Here is a 21,104-nt window from a genome sequence, read left to right as displayed (position 1 = left end):
CGCAATGCCCGGCCGTTTTTCCAGGGCTAGTGGAAACGGCTCTCCCGCCCCTCTCCAGCGGGGCGCGCGTGGAATTCCAGCCAGCCCAGCCGCGTGAGTTCCTGGATCAGCTGGACGACGGGCGCGGTCGCCTCGCGGATGCCGCAGTCGGCCGCGTCGGCGAGCGCCAGCGCCAGATCCTTCTGGGTGCGGGGCTCGTGCAGGGCTTCGAGGAGGACGTAGGCCGACGGGTTGATGCGCGCCGCCGTCAGCGTGCGGTCGTCGATGACGAGGCCTCCGCCGCCCGGCTCCGCCTGCAGGTGCAGGGACGCGATGAGCTGCATGGTTCCGTGGGGATCCGTTCGCGTGTCATGTTCCATCGAAATGCGCCTCCGTGGAGATGAAGTCGAAATGCATGCCGGAGATGCCGTTGCCGATGCCGACGTGGATGCCGGAGGCCCCCTCGTTGACCAGGCAATTGAGGCTCCAGTCGATGTTTTCCGGCGGCAGCAGCCCGGTGCCCACCGCCACCTCGGTCAGGGCGCTGCCGTTATCGGGGCCGCAGAGGGCCTGGAGGGCCCGGGCCCAGGGGCCGAGGCCATCGACGATCCGGTTGTCGCGGATCGACAGCTGCAGCGGGCAGGCCCTCCGGAGGTCGTGGGCCAGCGCGGTGGCTTCGCCGAAGGAGCCGGGCGGCATGCTTTTCAGTTCGCGGTGCCTCGCGACCAGCGCCGAATCGATGCGCAGGGTGCCCGAGACGGACAGCTCCGTGTCCACATGGCCGGACAGGTCGGTCGGCGACATCGCCACCTCGAAATAATTGCCGAAGCTCGCATGCTCGTCGGGCAGCATGCCCACCCGGGTCCGGCACAGGAGCTGCAGGGCGTCCGGCAGGCGCACCGTCAGCAGCGTGTCCGGGCCCGACAGGCTCACGGCCTGCGGGGCCAGCAGGAGCCGGGACAGGATCCGGCGGTTCATCGCCACGGCGTCGGTGATGTCGATGTCCGCGAACCGCTCCAGCGCGTATCGGGCCTCGGCGGGGTCGCACGAGAAGGAGCCCAGGGGCATCCAGAGCACGCTGGCGTCGGCGAAGATCCCGCGCAGCGCATGGCGGGACGGGAGGCGTTCCCAGTCCAGCGGTATCGCCAGGACCTTGCGCGGCATGTCGCGGCCGGGCCGCAGCAGGTCGTCGAAGGTGGTGGCGGGGACGCCGGCGGCGCCCAGCCAGTCCGCGACGGGCGCGTCGTCCGTGACGACCAGCGCCTCTTCCCCGGAAAAGACCGCCCGCAGGTTGCGCGCGAGCCCGTCACGCATCCACGGCCTCGCGCGCGGGGTGGGGTTGGGCGGGTGGGGTGTGCCCGGCGGCCGCGCCGTCCTGCGGCAGCATCGACGCGATGCAGGGGCAGGAGGGGACGTCGCCCAGGTGGGTCTTGAGAACCGATGCGCGCGGCGCGCGCTGCACCTCGCCGCCGGTGCCGCCCGGGCGCTGCCCGGGCGCTGCCCGGGCGCGCCGGCGCCCGGGATCTGCAGTGCGCGGCCGTAGACGTCGCCATCGCTCGCGAAGCCTTCCGCGACCCATATGCGTCTGGACATATCGCTTTCCTCGCCGTGCGGCCGGATGAAGGGGGAATGGGCCCGGGGATGGAATCCGGCGCTGCGCCGGATGCCGGGCCGGGAGTCAGATGCCGGTGTAGATGATGGCCAGGAACGGCTTCGGGCTTTGCCCTTCCAGGGCCATCCCGCCGGTTCCCTGCGTATCGTCCAGCGAGCCGAGCAGGGTGATGCGCGGGGCTTCCAGCTGGCCCACGTGCGATGGCTGCAGCAGGGGCTGCTTCGGTGCGTCTGCGGTATGCGTCTGAGTGATCATGGAATCCACCTCCAGAAAATGAACATGTGGCCATCGTGGCCACGCCTTCAAAGTACTGGATGCGTTTTCCCGGGTCAAATACTCCAGTGCATAAAAGAAGATGTCTTGCGCAAGGCGGCCCAGGGTGGTTTGCCTGCCGGCGGCGTTTTCCTACGCGGCCCGGCTTCCCCGCTGGCTAGAGTGAAAAGCCCTGCATCCCACACCAAAGGATCCCTACATGCGCGTGGACATCTACCGCCGGGCCGAACATGACGGCAAGTTCTCCCACCTTGCGGTGCCCGAGGGCCGCCCGATCCCCCAGGAGGCGATCAATGTGGACTGGGCCTCGGAGGCCCGGGGGCAGGAGATGGACGAGGACGCCGGCCATTGGGACGACTACGGCATTCCCCGGCCCGGCGTGCAGATCCAGGAGAAGGGCTACGCCATCACCAGCGTGCGCGAATTCACGGACTGACCGCCGCTGCGCCGGAAGGGGTGGGGCTGTCCATTCGGGGACGCCCGCCCGGTGACAGTGGCCGGGGCGCGCGCTACGCTGGGGCGCATGGAGACAACGCCCCCCGCGGCGCCCGCGTGCGCCCCGTTCATTCCCCAGCTGCGCCTCTACCAGAACTGGCTGGAGCGCCACCGCGGCCTCGCATTCGAGGATTACCACGCCCTCTGGCGCTGGTCCGTGACCGACCTGGACGCCTTCTGGCAGAGCGTGTGGGATTACTTCGGCCTGGAGTCGCCCACGCCGCACACGGCGGTGCTGGCGCGCAACGCCATGCCGGGGGCCGAGTGGTTTCCCGGCGCGCAGGTGAACTATGCGCGCCAGGCGCTGCGGCACGCCGACGCCGCCCACGCGGCCGGGCAGCCCGCCATCATCAGCCGCAACGAGCGCGGCCGGCACCGCGAGATCGCCTGGCCCGAGCTGCGCCGGCAGGTGGCGGCGCTGGCGCTGCACCTGCGCGCGCAGGGCGTGGGGCCGGGCGACCGCGTGGCGGCCTGCCTGCCCAACATCCCCGAGGCCCTGGTGGCGCTGCTGGCCACCGCAAGCCTGGGCGCCATCTGGAGCGTGTGCGCGCCCGACATGGGCACGGCGGCGGTGCTCGACCGCTTCCGGCAGATCGCGCCCAAGGTGCTCGTCGCCGTGGATGGCGTGACCTACGGCGGCCGCGACCTCGACCGGCGGGGCGTGGTGGCCGAGCTGCGCGCCGCGCTGCCCTCGCTGGAGCACGTGCTCATCGTGGACCAGCTAGGTACTGCAAAAACCATAGCAGACTGTGCAGATTTCACGGCGACATGCGAGCGAAACGATGCCGAAGTGGCCGCTTTCGAGCCCGCGTGGCTGCCGTTCGACCATCCGCTGTGGATCGTCTATTCGAGCGGCACCACCGGCCTGCCCAAGCCCATCGTGCACGGCCACGGCGGCATGGTGCTCGTGGCGCTGCTGCTCAAGGGCCTGCACAACGACATCGGCGCCAGCCACGAGGCGAATTCGTTCGGCGAGCGCTACCACTGGTACAGTTCCACCGGCTGGGTGATGTGGAACGCGCAGGCGAGCGGCCTGCTCTCGGGCACCACCTGCGTGATCTACGACGGCAACCCGGGCGGCAGCAAGGAGCGGCCCGACTGGGGCACGCTCTGGCGCTTCGCGGCCGAGACGGGCGTGACCTTCTTCGGCGCGGGCGCGGCCTTCTACGCCCATTGCATGAAGGCCGGGCTGGACCTCGCCGCCTGCGGTGATCTCTCGCGCATCCGCGCGCTGGGCACCACGGGCTCGCCGCTCTCGCCCGAGGTGCAGGAGTGGGGCACGGCGCAGTTCGCGCGCATCGCGGCGAGGGCGCGTGGAGGCGAACCCGTCTGGTGGGACAACATCTCGGGCGGCACCGACTTCTGCGGCGCCTTCATCGGCGGCCACCGCGAGCTGCCCCAGGTGCCCGGCGAGATGCAGTGCCGCATGCTCGGCGCGGCCGTGGAGGCCTGGGACGCGCAGGGCCGCCCGGTCGTGGGCGAAGTGGGCGAGCTGGTCTGCACGCAGCCCATTCCGTCGATGCCGCTCTATTTCTGGGGCGATGCGCCCGAGGGCGCGCCGGCGCTGCCGGGCCATCCGCAGGGGCCGCGCTACCTCGCGAGCTATTTCGACATGTACCCACCCGGCCACGGCCGCCGGCCGGGCGGCGGCGACGGCCCCGCCGGGATGGGCGCGGTCTGGCGGCACGGCGACTGGCTGCGCATCGGCGAGGAGGGCCGTTGCGTGATCTACGGCCGCAGCGACGCCACCATCAACCGCCACGGCCTGCGCATGGGCACGAGCGAGCTGTACCGCGCGGTGGAGGCGCTGCCCGAGGTGCTCGACAGCCTCGTGGTCGATCTGGAAACCCTGGGCCGCGAGAGCTACATGCCGCTCTTCGTGGCGCTGCGCGAGGGCGCCGTGCTGGACGATGCGTTGCGCGGGCGCATCGCGGGCGCCATCCGCACCGCGCTCTCGCCGCGCTTCGTGCCCGACGAGATCGTGCCGGTGGCCGAGGTGCCGCGCACGCTCACCGGCAAGAAGCAGGAGCTGCCCATCAAGAAGCTGCTGCTCGGCCAGCCGCTGGAGAAGGTGGTCAACCGCGACGCCATGGCCAACCCGGGCTGCCTCGCGTGGTACGAGGACTTCGCGCGCCGGCACCTGGAGCGCGGCGGCGCCGCGCCGGCTGCTAGCCCCGGCCGCCCGGCGGCGGCCTGACCAGCGTGCTCTTGCCGAAGAGGCTTTCCGCCAGATCGACCACGAGTTCGGCGGTCTGGTTGCGGATGTCCAGCGCGGGGTTCAGCTCCACGATGTCCAGCGAGGCGAGCCGGCCCGTGTCCGCGATCATCTCCATGCACAGCTGCGCCTCGCGGTAGTTGGGGCCGCCGCGCACGGTGGTGCCGGTGCCGGGCGCGATCTCGGGGTCGAGGAAGTCCACGTCGAAGCTCACGTGCAGGTGCGTGCCGGCATCGCCTTCCAGCCCCGCGAGCGCGCGGCGCATGACCTCGCGCATGCCGAGTTCGTCGATAGCGCGCATGTCGTACACCTCCAGGCCGAGCTGGTGGATCATGCGTTTTTCGGCCGCGTCCACGCTGCGCAGGCCGATCTGGCAGAGCTGGCTGCCGCGCAGCGCGGGCGCGTCGCCGCCCAGCCCGGTGAGCGAGGCCGGGCCCAGGCCGTAGAGGCAGGCCACCGGCACGCCGTGCACGTTGCCGCTGGGCGAGATCTCGGGCGTGTTGCTGTCGGAGTGCGCGTCCAGCCACAGCACGCGCAGGCGCTGGCCGGTCTCGCGGCAATGGCGCGCCACCGCGCCGATGGAGCCGATGGCGAGGTTGTGGTCGCCGCCCAGCATCACGGGCAGGCGCCCGGCCCGCAGCTGCGAGATCACGGCGTCGTGCGTGGCGCGGTTCCAGGCCTCGCACTCGGCCAGGTTGCGCAGGCCCTCGGCCGTGCGCTCGCCGCGCGGGTTGGGCGGGCCGTGCAGGTTGCCGAGGTCATGCACCTGCAGGCCCAGGCGTTCGAGCGCGGGGCCGAGCTGCGCCACGCGCAGCGCGTCCGGGCCCATGGCGGCGCCCAGGCGGGCGGCGCCGACGTCGGTGGGCACGCCGATCAGCGTGACCGGGCGGGGGGTGGTCGTGGGGTGGGGCATCGGGGCGGTCCTCCTCGGGGCCGCATTGTGGCGGGCGGGGCGTCGGAAATCAGGCCGCCTGGAGCGCGGGGGCCGCCGCGCCGCCCTCCGCCAGCCAGGGCCGCAACTGGGCGTACAGGTCCTTGGGGTCGGCCAGCGCGGGCACCAGCGCGACGTGGTCCAGCAGGCCGGCCGCCTGCCCCAGCGCGCGCAGGGTGCGCAGGGCGGAATAGTCCTCCAGCGCGAAGCCGACCGAGTCGAACAGCGTGACCTGCGCGTCCGACACGCGCCCGGGCGCTTCGCCCGCCAGCACGCGCCAGAGCTCGGTCACGGCGAAGTCGGCGGGCATCTGCTGCAGGTCGCCCTCGATGCGGGTCTGGGGCTCGTATTCCACGAACACGGCGCTGGCGCTCAGCACCTCGGGCGCCAGCTCGGTCTTGCCGGGGCAGTCGCCGCCCACGGCGTTGAGGTGCATGCCGGGCTCCAGCATGTCGGCCTGCACGATGGTGGCGCGCGCCTTGTCGGCCGTCGCCGTGGTGACGATGTGGGCGCCGCGCACGGCCTCGCGCGCGCTGGTGCAGGGCACGCAGCGCAGGCCCTCGCGGGCATGGGGCGCGAGGTTGGCCATGAGCTTGCGCGTGGCCGCCGGGTCGGTGTCGAAGAGGCGCAGCTCGCGCACGCCCAGCAGGCCGAAGAACGCGAGCGCCTGGAACTCGGCCTGCGAGCCGTTGCCGATCAGCGCCATGCTGCGGCTGCCGGCGCGGGCCAGGCGGCGCGCCGCCACGGCCGAGGCCGCCGCGGTGCGCAGCGCGGTGGTGAGGGTGAGCTCGCTCAGGAACACCGGCAGGCCCGTGTCCACCTGCGCGAGCGCGCCGAAGGCCATCACGGTGGGCAGGCCGCGCTGCGTGTTGGCCGGATGGCCGTTGACGTACTTGAAGGCGTAGTGGCCGCCGGCGCGCGTGTCGGCCACGGGCATCAGCTCGATCACGCCGCGCGGCGAATGCGCGGCGGTGCGCGCGGTCTTGTCGAAGTCGTTCCAGCGCAGGAAGTCTTCCTCGATGGCCTGGGCGATGGCGCGGATGCAGGCGATGGCGCCGGTGCGGCCCACCAGCTCGGCCGCGAGCGGCGCATCGAGGAATTCGGTGAGGAGGGGGTGGGCGGCGGGGCGGGTCATGGGGGGCTCCTCGGTGGGTGTGCCGACGAGGTTCCCACAGGCACGTGCCAAATCACATCGCCAAAAATGCCTGCATTTGCGCAGAATGCTGACGCTATGGCAGCATCCGTTGCCACTATGGACAAGATCGACCAGCAGCTCATCGCCGCGCTGCGCCACAACGCCCGTGCCAGCGTTGCCACGCTCGCGGCGCGGCTGGGCGTCTCGCGCGGCACGGTCACCAACCGCATCCGCAAGCTGGAGGACTCGGGCGTCATCGTGGGCTACACGGTGCGCCTGCGGCCCGAGGGCGAGACGGGCGGGCTGCAGGCGTGGATGAGCATCTCGATCGAGGGCAACGACGCGCGCCGCGTCACCGCCTCGCTGCTGGGCGAGCCCAGCGTGCTCGCGCTGCACGCCACCAACGGCCAGTGGGATCTGCTGGCCGAGCTGCAGGTGGCCACGCTGGCCGAGTTGGCCCGGGCGCTGGAGCGCATCCGGCTCATCAAGGGCATCCGCAACACCGAGACCAGCATCCACCTGGAGACCCTGCGCGCGCCGCCGCAGGGGGCCGCCCCGCGGCGTTAGAACGTGTTCACGATCTCGCAGGGGTCGCGTTGGAGCGCAATCGGGATGAGTGGATGCCTCGGATGCGCCGCATGGGCTCGTGCCCATGCAAGCAGCCGGGGCGTCCAATCGCCCGATTTCGCTCCAACCCTTCGGGCAGTGGCGTGTGCGGGCGGTCTGCGGCGTTGCGGCGCTGGCCCATAGCCGGGCTATGGGCGGCGCACCGCGCCTTGCATCCCACCCGCACACGCCACTGCGCGACCCCTGGGAGATCGTGAACACGTTCTTAGGACAGACCTGATGGGGCCCGTGCCGCCCCCGTCCCATAATCGCCCGATGGCCCGCCCGCCCGGCCGGCCGTCCCGCAAGGAGATCCCCGCCCATGTCCCAGCCCACGCCCAAGCGCTTTTCGATGATCCGCGAGTTCCACCTGGCCGACTGGTTCACGCTGGGCAATGCGGTCTGCGGCGTGGGGGCGCTGTTCTCGTCGATGACGTACCTGGAGACCGCCGACGTGCGGCACGTGCACTTCGCCTGCGCGCTGGTGCTGGCGGCGCTGATCTTCGACGTGCTCGACGGCCGCATCGCGCGCTGGCGGCAGAAATCGTCGGCCATGGGGCGCGAGCTGGATTCGCTGGCCGACGTGATCTCGTTCGGCGTGGCGCCGGCCATCATCGCCTACGCCTGCGGCATGCAGGGGCTCTACGACCGCGTGGTGCTGGCCTTCTTCGTGGCCTGCGGCGTCTCGCGCCTCGCGCGCTACAACGTCACGGCCGAGACGCTCTCGGAGGGCTCGGGCAAGGTGAAGTATTTCGAGGGCACGCCCATCCCCACCTCCATCGTGCTCGTGGGCCTGATGGCGCTGGCGGCCTCGCTCGGCGCGGTGCGCGAGCACCTGTGGTTCGGCAAGCTGCTGCTGGGCGGTTTCACGCTGCACCCCTTCGTGCTGCTGTTCGCGGTGTCGGGCTCGCTCATGATCAGCCGCATCCGGATTCCGAAGTTCTGAGATTTGCTATCTTTTAAATAGCAAACTATCGAGAAAATACGGCGACATGAAGGCCCCCCGGCCTTGCATCGGTCGCACGGGCGCGCCTCAGCCGCGCCGGCGGTTCACCAGCACGATGCCCGTGGCCACCAGCGCCAGCGCGCCCAGCAGCCCGGCCGTCACCGGCTCGCCCAGCCAGCCCGCGCCGAAGAGCAGCGCGAACACGGGCGTGAGGAAGGCGAACACCGAGATGCGCGTGGCCGGGTAGTGCGCCAGCATCCACATCCAGGCGAGGTAGCTCGCGAACGCGCCCACCAGGGCCTGCAGCAGCAGCGAGGTCCACGCGAACGCGCTCCAGTCGGCGATGTTCCAGCGCTCGCCGAGCGCGAGCGAGAGCAGGGGCAGCACGGCGGCGCTCACCGCCACCTGGTAGAGCAATTGCTTCGCGGGCGCCACGCGCGCCAGCGGCGTGGCGCGGATCACCACCGTGGTCAGGCCCCAGAACAGGCCGCCGGCCAGCCCGAGCAGATCGCCCAGCCAGCCCAGCGGGTGCGCGCCCGCCACGCGGTGGCCGTGCAGCAGGCCGTCGCCCAGCGCCAGCGCCACGCCTGCGAACGCGCCCACCAGCCCCAGCCACTGCAGGCCGCGCAGCCGCTCGCCGGGCGCGAAGCGCGGCAGCAGCAGCGCCACCCAGAACGGCGCGCAGTAGAGGAACACCGTGAGCCGCGAGGCCGGCGTGTACTGCAGGCCCACGTAGAGGCAGGCGAACTCGCCCGCGAACAGCGCGCCCGCCAGCAGGCCCGCCCGCGCCGCGCCGGCGGGCTCGCGGCCCGCGCCCCAGGCCAGGCCGCGCCAGCGGCACCACGCGGCCACGGCCGCCGTGGCGATGGCGAAGCGCACGAAGGCCTGGAACACGGGCGGCACCTCGGCCACCGTCGCCTTCACCAGCACCTGCTGGAAGCCCCAGAACATGCAGCAGGCCAGCAGCAGCGCCACGGCCAGGGTATCGAGATGGTCCTTGCGGGGGCGGAGCGTGGCGGGCATCCGGGCATTATCGGAATGCGGGCGCGCGGGCCCGGCATGGATACGCCCGGAGACAGTCCCGCCGGCGACCCCACGGTACACTCCCCGGCTTTGACGAAGCCAGCGCCCGCAGCGTCCTGCCGCGCGCGGCGCGTTTCCCGCCCCAATACCTCCTCCCATGGCCGTTGACACGTCGGGCCCGGCCCGCACCAGCTTTGACCTCAAGAGCGCGCAGCTGCCCGTGGTGGCCGTGGCGCTCAAGACCACCGACGTGGACGTGCTCGCCGCCGACCTGGCCGAGCGCCTGGCCGCCGATCCCGAGTTCTTCGACAACGACCCCGTGCTCATCGACCTGGCCGGCGTGCGCGAGGCCGAGGGCGCCATCGACTTCGACGCCCTCTGCGCCACGCTGCGCGGCCACCGCACGCGCCCCGTGGCCGCGCGCGGCGGCAGCCCCGGCCAGATGGAGTCTGCCCGCGAGGCGGGCCTGATCGCCGCGCCCGAGGCGCCGCCCGCCCGCGCCCCGCAGCCCGCCGCCGAGGCGCCCGTGCGCGAGGTGGTCCGCGAAGTCGTGCGCGAGGTCGAGGTGGTGCGCGAGGTGCCCGCGCCCGGCCCCGGCACGGTGGTGGTGGACAAGCCGCTGCGCTCGGGCCAGCAGGTCTATGCGCGCGGCGCCGACCTCGTGGTGATGGCCGTCGTGAGCTTCGGCGCCGAGGTGATCGCCGACGGCAACATCCATGTCTACGCGCCGCTGCGCGGCCGGGCCATCGCCGGCGCGCGGGGCAACACCGCCGCGCGCATCTTCAGCACCTGCCTGGAGCCCCAGCTCGTCTCGGTCGCCGGCATCTACCGCACCACCGAGACCGAACTGCCCGACAACGTGCGCGGCAAGCCCGCCCAGGTGCGGCTCGATGGCGAGAAACTGCTCATCGAACCCCTCCTTTGACTTCTCCATCCGAACTCCGGACCAACGCCCCAAGGGAAACTGCAGAAATGGCCAAAATCGTCGTCGTCACCTCCGGCAAGGGAGGCGTGGGCAAGACCACCACCAGTGCCAGCTTCGCATCGGGCCTCGCGCTCGCCGGCCACAAGACCGCCGTGATCGACTTCGACGTCGGCCTGCGCAACCTCGATCTCATCATGGGCTGCGAGCGCCGCGTGGTGTACGACCTCATCAACGTGATCCATGGCGAGGCCAACCTGAACCAGGCCCTCATCAAGGACAAGCAGTGCGAGAACCTCTTCGTGCTCGCCGCCAGCCAGACGCGCGACAAGGACGCGCTCACGCAGGACGGCGTCGAGAAGGTGCTGAACGACCTCGCCGCGATGGACTTCGAATACATCGTCTGCGACTCGCCCGCCGGCATCGAGAGCGGCGCGCTCATGGCCATGCACTTCGCCGACGAGGCGCTGCTGGTGACCAACCCCGAGGTCTCCTCGGTGCGCGACTCCGACCGCATCCTGGGCATGCTGGGCAGCAAAACCAAGCGCGCCATCGAGGGCAAGGAGCCCGTGAAGGAGCACCTGCTCATCACGCGCTACAACCCCAACCGCGTGCAGGACGGCCAGATGCTGAGCCTGGAGGACATCCAGGACATCCTGCGCATCGAGCTCATCGGCGTGATCCCCGAGTCGGAGAGCGTGCTGCAGGCCTCCAACCAGGGCACGCCGGCCGTGCACCTGCAGGGCACCGACGTGTCCGAAGCCTACAAGGACGTGGTGGCGCGCTTCCTCGGCGAGGACAAGCCGCTGCGCTTCATCGACGCGCAGAAGCCCGGCTTCTTCAAGCGCATCTTCGGCGGAAGGTAAGCCATGGCCTCCTTTCTCTCATTCCTGCTCGGCGAGAAGAAAAAGACTGCCAGCGTCGCGAAAGAGCGGCTGCAGATCATCCTCGCGCACGAGCGCAACGGCCGCAATGCCTCGGAGCCCGACTACCTGCCCGCGCTGCAGCGCGAGCTGGTGGCCGTGATCTCCAAGTACGTGAAGATCAGCCCCGACGACCTGAAGGTGCACCTGGAGCGGCAGGACAACCTCGAAGTCCTCGAAGTCAAGATCGAGCTGCCCGACACGGTGCGCTGAGCCGGCCGGGCCGGTTTGGCGCTGGAATGGCCGGGTGTCGCCGTCTTTTGGACTTCTGTTGCTATTTATTGAATAGCAAATGATGGAGCCGGACTCCGGAGCGCGCCCGGGCGCCGGCCCGTCAGAGGGGATGCTCGGTGTAGAAGCGCCCGCCGTGGTAGAGCAGCGGCGGCACGCCCGGGCGGTGGGTGCAGCGCTCCACCTCGCCCACGAAGATCACGTGGTCGCCTTCCTCGTAGCGGCTGCGGTTGAAGCACTCGAACGTGGCCACCGCGCCCTCGATGAGCGGCGCGCCCGCCACCCCCAGCGCATAGGCCACGCCCGCGAAGCGGTCCACGCCGCGCGTGGCGAAGCGCTCGGCCAGGGCTCTCTGGTCGGCCGCCAGCACGTTGATCGCGTAGTGCGATCCGGCGGAGAGTGCATTCATCGAGCCGGCCGCGCGCGCCAGGCTCCAGAGCACCAGCGGCGGCGCGACCGACACCGAATTGAACGAACTCGCCGTCAGGCCCACGAGGCCGCCGGCCGCGTCCTGCGCGGTGACGATGGTCACGCCCGTGGCGAACATGCCGAGCGCATCGCGGAACTCGCGGGGGGAAAAGCTCGGGGGGCGGGCCAGCGCGGGCCGGGGCAGGGGACGTGTCACGGAAAGGCGGCAGGCGCGCCGGGCGCCGGATCGGAAAAGGGGTCGGCTATTATGGTCCGGCGCCCGAAGCCCCGCCGCGGCCCGGGCGCCGTACCCCTGCGGGGGGCGTTGTCGTTGCTTTTCCTCTCCATGGCCCTGCTTCCCACCTTCACCACCCTCGGCGCCGGCCCGACCGTGCTCATGCTGCACGACGCGGACGGCGGCCACCTGACCTTCGCGCCCCAGGTCGAGACCCTCGCCAATGCCGGCTACCGTGCCGTGGCCTGGGACATGCCCGGCTACGGCCACAGCGCGCCCATCGAACCCTACAGCTTCAAGGGCCTCGCGCAGAGCTGCATCGCGCTGCTCGATGCGCTGCGGTGCGCCGAGGGCGCCACGCTCATGGGCCACGGCCTGGGCGCGATGGTGGCCGTGGAGGTGGCCGCGCGTGCGCCGCGCCGCGTGGGCCGGCTCGTGCTCTGCGCGGGCGGCCCGGCCCTGGACGACGAGGGCCTGGGCGCCTGGGTGGCGCCGCGCATCGCGGCACTGGACGCCGACCACTCGATGGAGCGCGTGGCCGAGATCCTCGTGCCGCGCCAGACCGGCACCGGCGCGCTGGCCGAGGGCACGCGCCTCGCCGGCCATGCCATGGGGCAGGTGCACCGCTCCGCCTTCCGCCGCGTGCTGGAGCTGCTGCCCACGTTCGCGCGCGATGCCTCCGACCTCACGCGCATGGCCATGCCCACGCTGCTCGTGAGCGGCGCGCAGGACCCGTGCATGCCGCCCGAGGCGCTGCAGGCCCTGGCCCACGTGCTGCCCGACGCGCGCCACCTGAGCCTGCCCCACGTCGGCCACTGGCCGCAGCTGGAGGACCCGGACGGCTTCGACGCCGCGCTGCTGGACTTCCTGGGGTCGTCCTCCGTGCGGGTGTTGCACTGATGGCGGCGCGCGATTCCGGCACCCCCGGGGTGCCCGCCGTGCCGCGCAAGCCCGGCCCGCTGTGGCTGCTGCCGCCCGTGGCCGCGCTGGCGCTGGCCTTCCTGGGCGCCGCCGTCTGGGACCCGCGCGCGCTGCTGCCCGCCGGGCAGGGCGGGGGCGCCGCGTCCGACGCCGTGGTCACGCTGGACCGGGGCCACCTGGGCACGGGCCATCCTGGCGCCGGCTACCACTCGGTGGTGGTGCTGGGCGCGCCGGCCGAGCGGTCCGCCTCCGCTGCGGCTTCCGCGTCTTCCGCGCCCCGGGGGCCGGCCGCCGCGGCCTCCACGCCACGCGTGGCGGCTTCCGGCGCGGCCGGCCCGGGCGCGGTGTCGGCCGGCGCGCCGGCGCAGCCCGCGCAGGCTTCCGCCCAGGCCCCCATTCCCGTGCCGCCGTCCGGCGCGCCGGAATCGGTGGCCGCCTGCACGCTGCTGCTGCCGCGCCTGCCCACGGTGGACCGGGCGCTGTGCGAATCCACCCGCCTCTCGGAGAGCGGCGCGCACTCGCGCAAGGGGGTGCCGCTTTACTGGCGCGACGTGCCGCCGCCCGCCACGGGCGGGTCCGCGCAGGAGCCGCTGCGCGTGCTGGTGGTGGGGGCCATCCACGGCGATGAGCTCACCTCGGCCTCGCTCGCGCTGCGCTGGATCGGCTTCGCGGGCCAGCCGCTGCCGACCTCGCGGCAGGCGGTGCACTGGCGCTTCATCCCGGTGCTCAACCCCGACGGCCTGCTGGCCAAGCCCGCCACGCGCGTCAATGCCCGGGGCGTGGACCTGAACCGCAACTTCCCCACGCCGAACTGGGAGCGCGATGCGCCGCTCTACTGGGAAAAGCGCACCCGCCGCGACCCGCGCCGCTGGCCCGGCCCCGAGCCGCTGTCGGAGCCCGAATCGCGCTTCCTGCACACGCAGATGGAGGGCTTCCGGCCCGACCTGGTGGTGAGCATCCACGCGCCTTACGGCGTGCTCGACTACGACGGCCCGCTGCCGCCGCCCAGCCGCCTGGGCCAGTTGCGGCTCGACCAGCTCGGCATCTTCCCCGGCTCGCTCGGGCACTACGGCAGCGTGCGCCAGGGCATGCCCGTGGTCACCATCGAGCTGCAGCACGAGCTGCGCATGCCCGACGACGGGCAGGTGCGCCAGATGTGGCGCGACCTGCTGCGCTGGATGGACACCCACCTGGCCGCCACCGACACGCCGGCAGCCGGGGTTCCAGTCCGATAGCCTGCATGTCGCCGGTTTTATTGGGCTTTATGCTATTAAAAACGTAGCGGGCTGCTGCACGGCCGCCGCGTCGGCCTGCACCGCGCCCGGCGGGCCGCCCTTGCCCCAGAGCGTCCCCCGGAAGCGCATGCCCAGGAACTGCGCGCACAGCTGGACCGAATCGATCATCGGCTGGGCCTTGGCACGGTCGCCGCTGGTGGCGACCAGCCCGAGCGTCTTGGCGGCCATGCGCTCCTTGAAGTCCAGCCCCGGCACGCGCATCCAGGCGCTCCAGTGGTCCAGGTAGGTCTTGAGCGGCGAGGGGATGCTGAACCAGTAGACGGGCGCCACGAACACGATCTCGGTCGCCGCCAGGGTGGCGTCCAGCAGCGTGCGCAGGTCGCCCTCGGGCGCGGGGTAGCTGCCGGCCGTGTGGCGCAGGTCCACGAAGGGCGGCAGGTCGAGGCGGGCGAGGTGCAGCCAGGTCTGCGCGGCCTCCGCGGGCAGCGCGGCGGCGGTCTGGCGGGCCAGCCACTCGGTGTTGCCGACGTGGCCCGGCTCGCGCGTGGAGGCGTTCAGGAATAAAAAGTGGGGAGGCGACATGCCGGCGATCGTAGCGCCGGCACGCCGCCTCTCCCAAGGGGACTCCAAGGGGACTGCGTTTCAGGCCGGTTTCAGGCCGCCACCGGGGCGCTGCCGGCGTGGCCCGCGGGCGCGCCGAAGCCCAGGAAGCCGAAATCCATCGCCGGGCGCTCACCGCTCAGCAGCTCGGCCATGGCCTTGCCCGAGCCCGCGCCGTGCGTCCAGCCCAGCGTGCCGTGGCCGGCGTTCACCCACAGCCGCCCCACGCGCGTGCGGCCGATGAACGGGATGTTGGTGGGCGTGGCCGGGCGCAGGCCGGTCCAGTACTGCGGGTCGCCCCCTTCCTCGGGCGTGCGCGTGTCGCACACGCCGGGCAGGATCTCGGCGATGCGGCGCGAGAGCATGTGGCAGCGCGCGCGGGCCAGGGGGCTGCCCAGCGACAGGTCGAACCCGCCCAGCTCGATCGTGCCGGCCACGCGCAGCACGTTGCCCAGGCGGCTCATGGCGATCTTCTTGCCGTCGTCGATGGTCGAGACCATGGGTGCGTCCTCGGGCCTGAGCAGCGGGAACGTGGCGCTGTAGCCCTTGCCGGGGTAGATGGGAAGGTCCACGCCCACGGTGCGCAGCAGGGGGGCGGTGTAGGAGCCGCAGGCCGCCACGAAGGCGTCGGCGCGCAGGTCCTGCACGGCCGCGCCGGGCTCGCGGGAGCGCACCGCCACCGATTCGATGGCGCCGCCCGCCGCGTGCAGCCGCACCACGTCGTGCCCGAAGAGGAACTGCGCGCCGCGCTCGGCGCAGCGGCGCGCCAGCGCCTGGGTGAAGACGCGCGCGTCGCCGCTCTCGTCGGTGCTGGTGTAGGTGCCGCCGGTGATGCGGTCGCCGTAGGCGCGGAAGGCCGGCTCGATCCGCAGCAGCTCATCGCGGCTCACCAGGCGGCGCTGCACGCCGTACTGGCGCATCAGCTCCACCGCGTGGCCGGCGGCATCGAAGGACTTCTGGTCGGTGTAGAAGTGGGCGATGCCGCGCTCCAGCCGGTGGTATTCGATGCCGGTGGCGCGCACCACGTCCTTGAGCGCGGCGTGGCTGTAGGCGCCCAGCGCCACGATCTGCTGCACGTTGCGCGCGAAGGCGGTGTCGTTGCACTGCGCGAGGAACTTCAGGCCCCAGCGCCACTGGTCCCAGTCGAGCTGCGGACGGAACAGCAGCGGCGCTTCCTTGTCGAACATCCACTTCAGCGCCTTCCAGGGCGCCTCGCGGTTCGCCCACGGCTCGCAATAGCTCACCGAGATCTGCGCCGCGTTCGCGTAGCTGGTCTCCAGCGACGCGTCGGGCTGGCGATCGACGACGATGACTTCGTGGCCGCGCTCCAGCAGGTGCCAGGCGGTGCTGATGCCGATGATGCCGGCGCCGAGGACGATGGTTTTCATGGCTGGTCAGTGTGCGGCGGCGGCGGTTTTTTTTGAAGAGGAATTAAACTTCCTCCAAATTCATCAGTTGATCTAATGGACTGGGCACCATGAGCACCTTCGATCCCGCCGCGCTGGAATGCCTGGCCGCCATCGTGGAGGAAGGGGGCTTCGAGCGCGCCGCGCAGCGCCTGAACGTCACCCAGTCGGCCGTCTCGCAGCGCCTGCGCGCGCTGGAGGCGCAGGTGGGCTCGGTGCTCATCGTGCGTAGCCGGCCGCTCAAGCCCACCAGCGCGGGGCAGTTGCTGCTCAAGCACACCAAGCAGCTGCGCCTGCTGCGCGCCGACCTGGAGCGCGACCTGCACGAACTCGCGCCCAGCGCCCCGGGCGGCGCGCGCGAGGACGAGCGCATCGCCATCGCCATCAACGCCGACAGCATCGCCACCTGGGCGCTCGACGCGCTGCACGACCTGGCGCGCCAGCGCCTGCCCATCGAGATCATCGTGGACGACCAGGACTTCACCCAGGAATGGCTGCGCTCGGGCCAGGTGCTGGGCTGCGTGACCACGCTCAAGCAGGCGCTGCGCGGCTGCAAGGTCGTGCCCCTGGGCGCGATGCGCTACGTGGCCGTGGCCTCGCCCGCGCTCGCCGCGCGGCACCTGCCCCAGGGGCTCACGCCGCACAACTTCCGCGACGTGCCCTTCCTGTCGTTCAACCGCAAGGACGACATGCAGGCGGAATTCATCATGCGCGCCTTCGGCCTCAAGCGCGTGGCGCTGCACCACCTCTTCGTGCCCAGCTCGGAAGGGCAGGTGCGCGCCGCCGCCGCGGGCTGGGGCGCCGGCGTGGTGCCCGAGCTGCTCGCGCGGCCCGCGCTGGCCGACGGCAGCCTCGTGGACCTGGCCCCGGGCCACGCGCTGCCCATCCAGCTCTACTGGCATTGCTGGAACCTGGAGTCCGAGGTGCTGGATTCGCTCACCGAGGCGCTGACCGGCACCGCCGCGCGGACGCTGGCGCCGGCCGCCTGACGGCCTGCCGCCTGGATCGCGCCGAAGCCCTTGACACAGGGCCTAAGATGTGAACATGAATACGTCTGCTCCACCCCGCCGTTCCTTCAAGGCACAGATGCACGAGGCCCGCGCGCAGGCCATCGTGGAGGCTGCGGGCCGGCTGCTGGGTGAAAAGGGCTTCGAGGCGATGACGCTCGACGAAGTGGCCGCCGAGGTCGGCGTCGCCAAGGCCAGCCTCTACAAGCATTTCGCGGGCAAGGACGACCTCTGCGCCGCCGCCATGGCCCGCGCGGTGGAGCGCCTGAGCGAGTTCCTCGACGGCCTGCCGCCCGACACCCCGCCCTTTGAATGCCTGCGCCAGCTCCTGCGCTGGCTGCTCTCGCTGCAGCTCACCGACGAGCTGCCGCTGCTGCTGAGCCGCAACTCCGGCCTGAAGCGGTCCCTCAAGGAATGCACCGCCTACCAGGGCGCGCTGCAGTGCGTGAGCACGCGCATCACCGAATGGATCACCGAGGCGCAGCGCGCCGGCCAGATGAGCCGCGTGCTGCCGGCCGAGGTGATCCTGTACTCGCTCTACGCGCGCACCGCCGACCCGCTGCTGTCCATGCTGCGCGACCATGGCGGCTACACCGACGAGCAGATCATCGACTGGGCGGTGCAGACCTGCTTCGGCGGCCTGGGGGCGAGGTAGGGGCGCATCCCCCCGAACGGCTTTGCCGCTTCCCCCTTGCTCTCACAGCGCTGCGCGCTGCGGGAAGGGGGGCGACGCCGGTGGCCCGGCAAAGCCGGCTCCACGGCGTCTGCTGGCGTGGCCGGCTCCGCGGCCGTCGGACGGTCGAGGCCGTGACCGTTTCCTGGGCTGCGGGCTCAACGCACCAGCAGCACCGGCACGTGGCTGCTGGCCAGCACCTGGGTGCTGACCGAGCCCATCACGAGCTTGCCCAGCGCGCCGTGGCCGTGCGAGCCCATCACCAGCAGGTCGAACTTGCCGGCGTCGGCCACCTTGGCGATGGTCTCGCCCACGGGGCCGGTCTTCACGAGCCGCCTGGCGACGATGCCGTGGCGCGCGAGGAACTTGATGACGGGGCTGGTCACCTTGTCGGCCTCCTCGGCGTGGTATTTCTCCACCACCTCCTTGCCCAGCGCGGCGCGGGCCCGGGGCGGCAGCGGCGATTGCACGGTGATGACGGTCACCTCGTGCGTGCCGCCGGCCAGCAGTTCCTCGTGCGTGGCGAGGTAGGCGAGCATTTTCTTGGTGTAGGCGCTGCCGTCGACGGCGAGAAGGATGTTCATGGCTCAAAGCTTTCCACAAAGTTTGGTTGCGAGGCTAAAGCGCGACCCTGCCTGTTGTCTTGACCTGCGTCATCTTTGTGGCGCCGTGCGCTTGGCGGATCCGGCGGCCTCCGGGACTGGTGCCGCCTGGTGGAATCATACGGTGGCGGTGAAATGGGGCTGGAAGCCCTCCTGCTCGCCCTTGCGTTCATAGCCCAGCGGGTTGGCCACCACGCGGCAGCGCCAGGCGCTGCCGTCCGCGTGCGTGCCCTGCGCCGTGTAGTCGCTCGGGGCGTGCAGGTGGCCGTGCATCCAGAGCCGCGCATGCGGCAGCAGATCGTCCAGCGCGTTGCAGAAGCCCGCCGTGCCGGGCACCAGCCCGTAGCGTGGATCGGCGCTGCGCAGGCTGGGCGCGAAGTGGGTGATCGCGACCGTCGGGCCGCCGAACGGCGTCTGGAGCGTCTCCCGCAGCCAGCGCTGGCAGGCCAGGGCCTCCTCGCGCATGGGCTCGGCCAGGAACGGCTCGCCGGCGCGGGTGCCGCCGGTCTTGCGCAGGTAGAAGTTGGCGGCGCGGAAGGCCTTGTCGCGCTGGCGCAGCAGCCGCGCCGTGTCCGTGCCCCCGCCGCCGTCCTGCAGCGCGATGGCGTCGAAGTCGCTCCAGAGCGTGGTGCCCACGAAGCGCACGCCGTCCAGCACCACCACCTCCCGGTCCAGCCACCGCAGGCCGAGCCGGTCGCAGGTGGCCCGCAGCCGGTCGCGCGCGGCGTCGAAGTCGTGCATGTCGTATTCATGGTTGCCCGGCACGAACAGCACGGGCGTGGGCCAGCCCGCGTACTGCGGTAGCGGCGAGAAGCGCGCGAGCCCGAAGTCGTCGTCCGCCAGCCGGGAGCCGGGCTGGTAGGAGCCGATGTCGCCCGCCAGCACGAGCAGGTCGGCGCCGGGCGCGGGGCTGGGCTGGAACGCGGGGTGGGCCTCCAGGTGCAGGTCGGACAGCAGTTGGATCTTCATGCGCCCGCATTGTCCGGCGCGCGGGCCGCGTTCATGCCGCCGGCGGCCGCGCCGTGGTGTGCAGCGCCGAGCGGGCCATGGCGTCGCGCAGCCAGCGGTGGGCGGCATCGTGGCGCCGGCGGCGGTGCCAGAGCGCGTCCACGTGCACCGTGGGCAGGGGCATGGGCAGCGGGCGCCAGACGAGCTCGCCGCCCAGGCTGGCCACGCCGACGAAGTGGCGCGGCAGCACGGTGAGCAGGTCGGTGGTCGCCACCACGCGGCCGGCCGTGAAGAACTGGTTCACCGTCAGCACGATGCGCCGCTCGCGGCCCAGCGCGGTGAGCGCCTCGTCGATGAAGCCGTAGGGCTTGCCCGAGAAGCTCACCAGCAGGTGGCGCGCGGCGCAATACTGGTCCAGCGACAGCGGCTCCTTCGCCAGCGGGTGGTCCTGGCGCATCACGCAGACGTATTCGCCGTCGTAGAGGCGCAGGCTTTCGTGGGCGATCACGCTGTCGGTCTGGGCGCGGGCGGTCAGGTCGGCCATCACGGCGGGGAAGTAGCCCACGGCCATGTCGGTGGAATCGTCGTCCAGCAGGCCGCGCGGGTCGCGCGTGGTGAGCGGCACCACGCGCAGCGAGACGCCGGGCGCCTCGCGCTCCACGATTTCCACCAGCGGCGGGATCAGCGTGGCGCCCGTGGCATCGGCCATCGCCAGCACGAAGGTGGAATTGGCGGAAGCGGGGTCGAAGGTGCCCGGCGCCAGGGATTGCTGCAACTGGGCCAGCGCCTGCCGCACCGGCGGCCACAGCGCCAGCGCGCGGGGCGTGGGCTCCACCCCCTGGCCGCTGCGCACCACGATGTCGTCGCCGAGCACTTCGCGCAGCCGGCGCAGGGCGTTGCTCACCGCCGGCTGGGTCAGCGCCAGCTTCTGCGCCGCGCGGGTGAGGTTGCGTTCGGACATCACCTCGTCGAAAACGCGCAGCAGATTCAGGTCCAGCGAGCGGAAGTTGACGGGTTGCATGCCTGAATCATCATTGATGTGAATGACTGAGATTCAAAATATAAAGTGGAACAACCATGGGGTAAACCCTAATATACCTGCATTCGCCCGGCAATTTCGCCAAAAGCGGCTGAAAGGGTCTTGCATCATGACGAACTTCGTACACATCGACTACCGTACCGAACATGCCGGCGTGGCACGCGCAGAACAAGCTGCCGCCACGCTGAAGAGCGTGGCCTCCCGCTTCGACCTCTCGCGCGGCGCATCCTCCCTGCTGCTGGCCGCCGTCGTGGCCGCCGTGCTGGTGGTGGCCAACCAGGTGCTGGACACCTGGGGCGAAGGCCACCTGCTGGCCGCCTGGATGGTGCTCTGGCTGATCGCCTTCGCCGCCCTGGCCCTGCTGGCGAGCCCCGTGCGCCGCACCGCCGCCATGCTGCGCGCCGGCTTCCGCGCCTGGAAGGAAGCCCGCCGCCGCGAGGCCGAGGACGAGAAGACCTGGAACGCGGCCCTGCACGACGCCCGCATCATGGCCGACCTGAGCCGCGCCATGAACGGCATCGCAGTGGACAACATCCGCCGCTACTACTGATCCACGCGCCTCGCGCACAGATTTCCCCTTCAAGGGCGCCGAAATGGCGCCCTTTTTTCATGCTCTCGAAGCGGTTGGGCATGAAAGCCTCGCTGCATTGCATTGAAGTGGCAGGCTGTCGATGGCCGCGACCAGCGCCATCCTGCGATGACAAGGCGGTCTCCGGCGCCGAGTTGCGGTTGGCGTGCG

The 21,104-nt window shown here is 71.6% G+C and carries 25 protein-coding genes; 12 read left to right on the top strand and 13 right to left on the bottom strand.

The window, feature by feature from the left end; all coding sequences use genetic code 11:
• Positions 1 to 26: 26 nt before the first annotated feature.
• From AX018_RS01030 to AX018_RS01015, 4 genes are all read right to left on the bottom strand, one after another.
• Entirely contained in the window at positions 27 to 323 is a 297-nt protein-coding gene (locus AX018_RS01030) for a PqqD family peptide modification chaperone (protein WP_111875415.1), read from the bottom strand.
• A 25-nt stretch (positions 324 to 348) separates the two neighbouring features.
• Positions 349 to 1,293, bottom strand: a complete 945-nt coding sequence (locus AX018_RS01025) for a CgnE/CgnB domain-containing protein (protein ID WP_111875393.1) — start codon at positions 1,291 to 1,293, stop codon at positions 349 to 351.
• Positions 1,286 to 1,441, bottom strand: a complete 156-nt coding sequence (locus tag AX018_RS25580; RefSeq protein WP_245951381.1) for a hypothetical protein — start codon at positions 1,439 to 1,441, stop codon at positions 1,286 to 1,288. Before AX018_RS25580 ends, AX018_RS01025 begins: the two co-directional genes overlap by 8 nt.
• Positions 1,442 to 1,657: 216 nt before the next feature.
• Complete coding sequence (locus tag AX018_RS01015) at positions 1,658 to 1,846, bottom strand: hypothetical protein (protein ID WP_111875392.1); 189 nt, start codon at positions 1,844 to 1,846, stop codon at positions 1,658 to 1,660.
• A 217-nt stretch (positions 1,847 to 2,063) separates the two neighbouring features.
• Between AX018_RS01015 and AX018_RS01010 the strand changes: the two genes are divergently transcribed.
• Together AX018_RS01010 and AX018_RS01005 are read left to right on the top strand one after the other, a co-directional pair.
• A complete protein-coding gene (locus AX018_RS01010) occupies positions 2,064 to 2,300 on the top strand; it encodes a DUF6139 family protein (RefSeq protein WP_111875391.1) in 237 nt (78 codons plus the stop codon).
• 87 nt (positions 2,301 to 2,387) lie between these two features.
• Positions 2,388 to 4,556: an acetoacetate--CoA ligase gene (locus AX018_RS01005; RefSeq protein WP_111875414.1), complete on the top strand. Its 2,169-nt coding sequence runs from the start codon at positions 2,388 to 2,390 to the stop codon at positions 4,554 to 4,556.
• On the opposite strand, the gene rocF is transcribed toward AX018_RS01005, so the two are convergent.
• Together rocF and ocd are read right to left on the bottom strand one after the other, a co-directional pair.
• Complete coding sequence (gene rocF / locus AX018_RS01000) at positions 4,528 to 5,487, bottom strand: arginase (protein WP_111875390.1); 960 nt, start codon at positions 5,485 to 5,487, stop codon at positions 4,528 to 4,530. The genes AX018_RS01005 and rocF overlap by 29 nt on opposite strands.
• Positions 5,488 to 5,536: 49 nt before the next feature.
• Positions 5,537 to 6,640: an ornithine cyclodeaminase gene (gene ocd, locus AX018_RS00995; protein ID WP_111875389.1), complete on the bottom strand. Its 1,104-nt coding sequence runs from the start codon at positions 6,638 to 6,640 to the stop codon at positions 5,537 to 5,539.
• A 117-nt stretch (positions 6,641 to 6,757) separates the two neighbouring features.
• On the opposite strand from ocd, the gene AX018_RS00990 reads away from it, so the two are divergent.
• Together AX018_RS00990 and pssA are read left to right on the top strand one after the other, a co-directional pair.
• The gene (locus AX018_RS00990; protein ID WP_111875388.1) at positions 6,758 to 7,207 is read left to right on the top strand and encodes an Lrp/AsnC family transcriptional regulator; all 450 of its coding nucleotides are present in this window, start codon (positions 6,758 to 6,760) and stop codon (positions 7,205 to 7,207) included.
• Between the two features lie 361 nt (positions 7,208 to 7,568).
• Positions 7,569 to 8,192 carry a CDP-diacylglycerol--serine O-phosphatidyltransferase gene (gene pssA, locus AX018_RS00980; protein ID WP_111875387.1) on the top strand — a complete coding sequence of 208 codons (624 nt, stop codon included), beginning with the start codon at positions 7,569 to 7,571 and terminating at the stop codon, positions 8,190 to 8,192.
• 87 nt (positions 8,193 to 8,279) lie between these two features.
• On the opposite strand, the gene AX018_RS00975 is transcribed toward pssA, so the two are convergent.
• Entirely contained in the window at positions 8,280 to 9,215 is a 936-nt protein-coding gene (locus AX018_RS00975; RefSeq protein WP_111875386.1) for a DMT family transporter, read from the bottom strand.
• Between the two features lie 157 nt (positions 9,216 to 9,372).
• Here AX018_RS00975 and minC point away from each other — a divergent pair, with 157 nt between their 5' ends.
• Genes minC through minE form a run of 3 tightly spaced genes read left to right on the top strand, consistent with a single transcriptional unit; the run spans position 9,373 to position 11,273 of the window.
• Positions 9,373 to 10,140, top strand: a complete 768-nt coding sequence (minC, locus tag AX018_RS00970) for a septum site-determining protein MinC (protein ID WP_111875385.1) — start codon at positions 9,373 to 9,375, stop codon at positions 10,138 to 10,140.
• A gap of 47 nt (positions 10,141 to 10,187) precedes the next feature.
• The gene (minD, locus tag AX018_RS00965) at positions 10,188 to 11,003 is read left to right on the top strand and encodes a septum site-determining protein MinD (RefSeq protein WP_111875384.1); all 816 of its coding nucleotides are present in this window, start codon (positions 10,188 to 10,190) and stop codon (positions 11,001 to 11,003) included.
• 3 nt (positions 11,004 to 11,006) lie between these two features.
• A complete protein-coding gene (minE, locus tag AX018_RS00960; RefSeq protein WP_099742662.1) occupies positions 11,007 to 11,273 on the top strand; it encodes a cell division topological specificity factor MinE in 267 nt (88 codons plus the stop codon).
• A 121-nt stretch (positions 11,274 to 11,394) separates the two neighbouring features.
• On the opposite strand, the gene AX018_RS00955 is transcribed toward minE, so the two are convergent.
• Positions 11,395 to 11,916, bottom strand: a complete 522-nt coding sequence (locus AX018_RS00955) for a flavin reductase family protein (protein ID WP_111875383.1) — start codon at positions 11,914 to 11,916, stop codon at positions 11,395 to 11,397.
• A 129-nt stretch (positions 11,917 to 12,045) separates the two neighbouring features.
• On the opposite strand from AX018_RS00955, the gene AX018_RS00950 reads away from it, so the two are divergent.
• Both AX018_RS00950 and AX018_RS00945 read left to right on the top strand, forming a co-directional pair.
• The gene (locus AX018_RS00950) at positions 12,046 to 12,834 is read left to right on the top strand and encodes an alpha/beta fold hydrolase (protein WP_111875382.1); all 789 of its coding nucleotides are present in this window, start codon (positions 12,046 to 12,048) and stop codon (positions 12,832 to 12,834) included.
• On the top strand, positions 12,834 to 14,090 hold the full coding sequence (locus tag AX018_RS00945; RefSeq protein ID WP_111875381.1) for a M14 family zinc carboxypeptidase: 1,257 nt from the start codon (positions 12,834 to 12,836) through the stop codon (positions 14,088 to 14,090). The genes AX018_RS00950 and AX018_RS00945 overlap by 1 nt, the downstream gene beginning before the upstream one ends.
• Positions 14,091 to 14,117: 27 nt before the next feature.
• On the opposite strand, the gene AX018_RS00940 is transcribed toward AX018_RS00945, so the two are convergent.
• Both AX018_RS00940 and AX018_RS00935 read right to left on the bottom strand, forming a co-directional pair.
• Complete coding sequence (locus AX018_RS00940; RefSeq protein ID WP_111875380.1) at positions 14,118 to 14,672, bottom strand: flavodoxin family protein; 555 nt, start codon at positions 14,670 to 14,672, stop codon at positions 14,118 to 14,120.
• A gap of 71 nt (positions 14,673 to 14,743) precedes the next feature.
• Positions 14,744 to 16,078 carry a D-amino acid dehydrogenase gene (locus AX018_RS00935; RefSeq protein ID WP_111875379.1) on the bottom strand — a complete coding sequence of 445 codons (1,335 nt, stop codon included), beginning with the start codon at positions 16,076 to 16,078 and terminating at the stop codon, positions 14,744 to 14,746.
• A gap of 89 nt (positions 16,079 to 16,167) precedes the next feature.
• Between AX018_RS00935 and AX018_RS00930 the strand changes: the two genes are divergently transcribed.
• Positions 16,168 to 17,085: a LysR family transcriptional regulator ArgP gene (locus AX018_RS00930; protein WP_111875378.1), complete on the top strand. Its 918-nt coding sequence runs from the start codon at positions 16,168 to 16,170 to the stop codon at positions 17,083 to 17,085.
• Positions 17,086 to 17,140: 55 nt separating this feature from the next.
• On the top strand, positions 17,141 to 17,758 hold the full coding sequence (locus AX018_RS00925) for a TetR/AcrR family transcriptional regulator (protein WP_170146152.1): 618 nt from the start codon (positions 17,141 to 17,143) through the stop codon (positions 17,756 to 17,758).
• Between the two features lie 176 nt (positions 17,759 to 17,934).
• Here AX018_RS00925 and AX018_RS00920 read toward each other — a convergent pair whose 3' ends face one another.
• The 3 genes from AX018_RS00920 to AX018_RS00910 all read right to left on the bottom strand — a co-directional run bounded on the left by AX018_RS00920 (position 17,935) and on the right by AX018_RS00910 (position 20,347).
• Entirely contained in the window at positions 17,935 to 18,360 is a 426-nt protein-coding gene (locus AX018_RS00920) for a universal stress protein (protein ID WP_111875376.1), read from the bottom strand.
• 135 nt (positions 18,361 to 18,495) lie between these two features.
• Positions 18,496 to 19,347, bottom strand: coding sequence for a metallophosphoesterase (locus AX018_RS00915; RefSeq protein WP_111875375.1), 852 nt, complete (start codon positions 19,345 to 19,347; stop codon positions 18,496 to 18,498).
• A gap of 31 nt (positions 19,348 to 19,378) precedes the next feature.
• A complete protein-coding gene (locus tag AX018_RS00910; RefSeq protein WP_111875374.1) occupies positions 19,379 to 20,347 on the bottom strand; it encodes a LysR family transcriptional regulator in 969 nt (322 codons plus the stop codon).
• A 127-nt stretch (positions 20,348 to 20,474) separates the two neighbouring features.
• On the opposite strand from AX018_RS00910, the gene AX018_RS00905 reads away from it, so the two are divergent.
• Positions 20,475 to 20,915: a hypothetical protein gene (locus AX018_RS00905; protein WP_111875373.1), complete on the top strand. Its 441-nt coding sequence runs from the start codon at positions 20,475 to 20,477 to the stop codon at positions 20,913 to 20,915.
• The last annotated feature ends 189 nt before the right edge of the window (positions 20,916 to 21,104 follow it).

Origin of the sequence: Paracidovorax anthurii (assembly GCF_003269065.1) — a bacterium.
Classification (GTDB): Bacteria; Pseudomonadota; Gammaproteobacteria; order Burkholderiales; family Burkholderiaceae_C; genus Paracidovorax; species Paracidovorax anthurii.
This window is presented reverse-complemented; position numbering and strand designations above follow the sequence as displayed.

Bases quoted from the DNA above. Each gene is read 5' to 3' on its own strand.
- AX018_RS01030 (WP_111875415.1), bottom strand. From the start codon at position 323: ATGCAGCTCATCGCGTCCCTGCACCTGCAGGCGGAGCCGGGCGGCGGA.
- AX018_RS01025 (WP_111875393.1), bottom strand. From the start codon at position 1,293: ATGCGTGACGGGCTCGCGCGCAACCTGCGGGCGGTCTTTTCCGGGGAA.
- AX018_RS01015 (WP_111875392.1), bottom strand. From the start codon at position 1,846: ATGATCACTCAGACGCATACCGCAGACGCACCGAAGCAGCCCCTGCTG.
- AX018_RS01010 (WP_111875391.1), top strand. From the start codon at position 2,064: ATGCGCGTGGACATCTACCGCCGGGCCGAACATGACGGCAAGTTCTCC.
- AX018_RS01005 (WP_111875414.1), top strand. From the start codon at position 2,388: ATGGAGACAACGCCCCCCGCGGCGCCCGCGTGCGCCCCGTTCATTCCC.
- rocF (WP_111875390.1), bottom strand. From the start codon at position 5,487: ATGCCCCACCCCACGACCACCCCCCGCCCGGTCACGCTGATCGGCGTG.
- ocd (WP_111875389.1), bottom strand. From the start codon at position 6,640: ATGACCCGCCCCGCCGCCCACCCCCTCCTCACCGAATTCCTCGATGCG.
- AX018_RS00990 (WP_111875388.1), top strand. From the start codon at position 6,758: ATGGACAAGATCGACCAGCAGCTCATCGCCGCGCTGCGCCACAACGCC.
- pssA (WP_111875387.1), top strand. From the start codon at position 7,569: ATGTCCCAGCCCACGCCCAAGCGCTTTTCGATGATCCGCGAGTTCCAC.
- AX018_RS00975 (WP_111875386.1), bottom strand. From the start codon at position 9,215: ATGCCCGCCACGCTCCGCCCCCGCAAGGACCATCTCGATACCCTGGCC.
- minC (WP_111875385.1), top strand. From the start codon at position 9,373: ATGGCCGTTGACACGTCGGGCCCGGCCCGCACCAGCTTTGACCTCAAG.
- minD (WP_111875384.1), top strand. From the start codon at position 10,188: ATGGCCAAAATCGTCGTCGTCACCTCCGGCAAGGGAGGCGTGGGCAAG.
- minE (WP_099742662.1), top strand. From the start codon at position 11,007: ATGGCCTCCTTTCTCTCATTCCTGCTCGGCGAGAAGAAAAAGACTGCC.
- AX018_RS00950 (WP_111875382.1), top strand. From the start codon at position 12,046: ATGGCCCTGCTTCCCACCTTCACCACCCTCGGCGCCGGCCCGACCGTG.
- AX018_RS00945 (WP_111875381.1), top strand. From the start codon at position 12,834: ATGGCGGCGCGCGATTCCGGCACCCCCGGGGTGCCCGCCGTGCCGCGC.
- AX018_RS00940 (WP_111875380.1), bottom strand. From the start codon at position 14,672: ATGTCGCCTCCCCACTTTTTATTCCTGAACGCCTCCACGCGCGAGCCG.
- AX018_RS00935 (WP_111875379.1), bottom strand. From the start codon at position 16,078: ATGAAAACCATCGTCCTCGGCGCCGGCATCATCGGCATCAGCACCGCC.
- AX018_RS00930 (WP_111875378.1), top strand. From the start codon at position 16,168: ATGAGCACCTTCGATCCCGCCGCGCTGGAATGCCTGGCCGCCATCGTG.
- AX018_RS00925 (WP_170146152.1), top strand. From the start codon at position 17,141: ATGAATACGTCTGCTCCACCCCGCCGTTCCTTCAAGGCACAGATGCAC.
- AX018_RS00920 (WP_111875376.1), bottom strand. From the start codon at position 18,360: ATGAACATCCTTCTCGCCGTCGACGGCAGCGCCTACACCAAGAAAATG.
- AX018_RS00915 (WP_111875375.1), bottom strand. From the start codon at position 19,347: ATGAAGATCCAACTGCTGTCCGACCTGCACCTGGAGGCCCACCCCGCG.
- AX018_RS00910 (WP_111875374.1), bottom strand. From the start codon at position 20,347: ATGCAACCCGTCAACTTCCGCTCGCTGGACCTGAATCTGCTGCGCGTT.
- AX018_RS00905 (WP_111875373.1), top strand. From the start codon at position 20,475: ATGACGAACTTCGTACACATCGACTACCGTACCGAACATGCCGGCGTG.